2 protein-coding genes and 1 pseudogene are annotated in these 3,072 nt (G+C 65.4%); 1 reads left to right on the top strand and 2 read right to left on the bottom strand.

Annotated elements, in window-relative coordinates:
• Together ACXJL8_RS37685 and metC are read right to left on the bottom strand one after the other, a co-directional pair.
• The coding region (locus ACXJL8_RS37685) for a Na/Pi cotransporter family protein (protein WP_456686675.1) at positions 1-1,249 on the bottom strand (1,249 nt) is incomplete at its 3' end.
• A 133-nt stretch (positions 1,250-1,382) separates the two neighbouring features.
• Positions 1,383-2,567 carry a cystathionine beta-lyase gene (gene metC, locus ACXJL8_RS37680; RefSeq protein ID WP_456624134.1) on the bottom strand — a complete coding sequence of 395 codons (1,185 nt, stop codon included), beginning with the start codon at positions 2,565-2,567 and terminating at the stop codon, positions 1,383-1,385.
• A 395-nt stretch (positions 2,568-2,962) separates the two neighbouring features.
• Here metC and ACXJL8_RS37675 point away from each other — a divergent pair.
• Positions 2,963-3,072 (top strand): annotated as a pseudogene (locus tag ACXJL8_RS37675) (amino acid ABC transporter substrate-binding protein); the annotation flags it as partial.

Below are 3,072 nucleotides of genomic sequence, written 5' to 3'. Positions count from 1 at the left end.
GTTCGAGGTTGATGGCGAAGGAGATGATCTCCATCGCGCGCCGGCCCTCGCTCTCGTCGAGGCTGCCCCGCATCAGTTTCGTGACATAGAGCTTGATGGCTTCGTCGAGGCCGTCGACGGCATTGTCCATCTTCGAGACCTGGTCGACCAGCGCACGGTCGCCCGTCATCATCGCGGCCATCACCTTGCGCAGCATGACCTCGACRAGGTCGCCCATGCGCAGGGTCTCGCGGGCGGCATCGGCGAGCGCCAGCGATGGCGTCTCCAGCGCGGTCTCGTCGAGATAGCGCGGCCGGGCCGGATCGGTCTCCTGGACGCGATCGGGCAGCAGCCGGGTCAACAGCCGCGATAGGGTGTCGAGCAGGCCGATGAAGATGATTGCGGTGCCGACGTTGAAGGCGATGTGGAACGCCGCCGTCATCCTGGCGAGGTCGGGCTGCCAGGCGTGCAGGTGCTCGGCGATCGGACCGAGGAAAGGCAGCACGAGAACGATACCGACCACGCGATTGACGAGATTGCCCACCGGCAGGCGATAGCTCGCGGGATCGTCGCGCTTCGCACCTTCGAACACGGGATTGATGGCGCTGCCGAGATTGGCGCCGAGCACCAGCGCCAAAGCCGCGTAGGGCGATATGAACTGCGAATAGGCCAGCGACATGATCAGCAGCACGCTGGCGACGCTCGAATGCACCGCCCAGGTGACGAGCGCGGCGATTACGATGCACAGAATCGGATCGCCGGTGATCGCCGCCATCACGACACGGACGCCGGGCGCGTTCTCGGCCGGCGCCAGCGTGTCGAGCAGGATATGCAGCGACAGCAGCATCAGACCGAGGCCGATCAGGACACGGCCGATGTCCTTGATGCGCGAGCGCGGGCCCGAGCGGAAGGCGACCAGTCCGAGCACGAACAGCACCGGCGCAACAGCCGCAATGTTGAACGACAGCACCTGCACGATCAGCGTCGTGCCGACATTGGCCCCTAACATGATGGCGAGCGCAGCGACGAGGCTGAGCAGGCCCTCGGCAGCGAAGGAGCTGGTGAGCAGCGCAGTCGCGGTGCTGCTCTGGAGCAGCGCCGTCAACCCGAGGCCCGCGGCAAAGGCGCTGAAGCGGTTACGGAGCGCCTTGCCGAGCAGGCGTCGCAGGTCCGGGCCAAAGGCCCGCAGAATCCCGCTGTGGACCATGTGCAGGCCCCACAGCAACAGCGCCACGCCGCCCATCAGATCGAGCAGTACCAACGTTCCCATGCTCCGTGTCCGGATGAGAGTCGATTGGTGAGGCTAGCGCCAAATGCTTGAGGATCAAACCCTTTGTTGGCGCATCGCCGTTAACGTTTGCGTCGGTTGCTCGTTCCCGCGGCGCGATGCCTGGTGAGCAGGCTCACATTGCCGCTTTGAGGGCAGCGAAGCCGCGATCGAGATCCGCCTTGAGATCGTCGACGCTCTCGAGCCCGATGTGAAGACGCAACGTCGGCCCGCCCGGCGCCCACTTGGTCGCGGTGCGATAGGCGTCGCAGTCGAAGGGAATCGCAAGGCTCTCGAAGCCGCCCCAGGAAAAGCCCATGCCGAACAGTTTTAGCGTGTTGAGCATGGTGTCGACCGCCTGCTGCGGGGCCGGCTTCAGCACGATGCTGAACAGGCCGGAGGCGCCGGTGAAGTCGCGCTTCCAGATCGCGTGTCCCGGATCGGTCTCGAGCCCCGGATGCAGCACGCGTGCGACCTCAGGACGGCTCGCGAGCCAACGCGCCATCTCGAGCCCCGAACGATGATGCTGCGCGAGCCGCACCGACAGCGTGCGCAGGCCACGCAGCGCCAGGAAGACGTCGTCGGGGCCGGCGCAGACGCCAAGCAGGCGGATGCCTTCGGCGATCTGTGGCCATGCCCTGCCGTTGGCCGAGATGGTGCCGAACATGATGTCGGAATGGCCGCCGATATATTTGGTCGCGGCCTGCATGCTGATGTCGACGCCCTGTTCGAGCGAGCGGTGATAGAGCGGGGTTGCCCAGGTGTTGTCGTCGATGACGAGCGCGCCGCGCGCATGAGCGACCTCGGCAATGGCGCGGATGTCGGGCATCTCGAAGGATTGCGAGCCCGGCGCCTCCACCAGCACCGCGCATGTGTTCGGCTTGAACAACGCCTCGATGCCGGCGCCGATCATCGGATCGAAATAGGTGGTCTCGATGCCGAGGCGGGACAGCATGCCGTTGCAGAAATTGCGCGAGGGCCGGTAGACGTTGTCGCAGACCAGGATGTGGTCGCCGGCCTTCAGCACCGAGAGCAGGGTGGTGGAGATCGCCGACAGCCCCGAGGGCACGATGCCGACGCCGGCGCATTGCGGCCCCTCCAGCGCCATCAGCGTCTCCTGGAACGCCCTGGTGGTCGGGGAGCCGTGGCGGCCATAGGTGAACTCGCCGCGATGGGCGTGCAGGTCCTCGGCGGTCGGATAGAGCACGGTCGAGCCGTGGAACACCGGCGGATTGACGAACCCCTTCTGCGCCTTGGTGTCGCGGCCGGAGGTGACCAGCCGGGTTTCGGCCTGCTGCTTGAGGGGGTGCGAGGAATCCATGCGTCTGCTTTCAAAAAGCGCGTTTCCGCGGACGCGAGCTGCGCCTTGCGGGCCGGCCGGAGGCCGCGCCGTTAATAACAGAACACAGAAGAGTCCCGTCAACCCCTTGACCCGGCTCGCCAGTCGTTCTGTGATGCGCAGGTGCTATTCAGTCGCCGCATGTTGAGGGGCCTGCCGCGACCTTCGATCCATCGTCTGACCGGACCATGCGCCAGAGCCATAACGGCGGGGCGCCTGCGGCGGGGATGAAGGTATGGCCTCCCGGGATGGGCGAGTGTTCGGCAAGGTTTCCAGCATGACTCTTGCAAGGCTAGCCTTGATACAGCCAGCCCTGGCGGAGATGATCCTGCGACAACGTTCCAGATCTTGAGACGACTTTGAAAGGCCCTAAGCCCATGAAACGCGTAACCCTGGCTCTCACTCTTCTCGCAGCCGGCCTGACCACCCAAGCCGCCGATGCGCAAACGCTCAAGACCGTCAAGGACCGAGGCATGCTGTCCTGCGG

It is taken from the genome of Bradyrhizobium sp. P5_C11_2, from assembly GCF_054049755.1.
The sequence above is the reverse complement of the archived record's forward strand: the minus strand, read 5'-3'. Positions and strand labels throughout refer to the sequence as shown.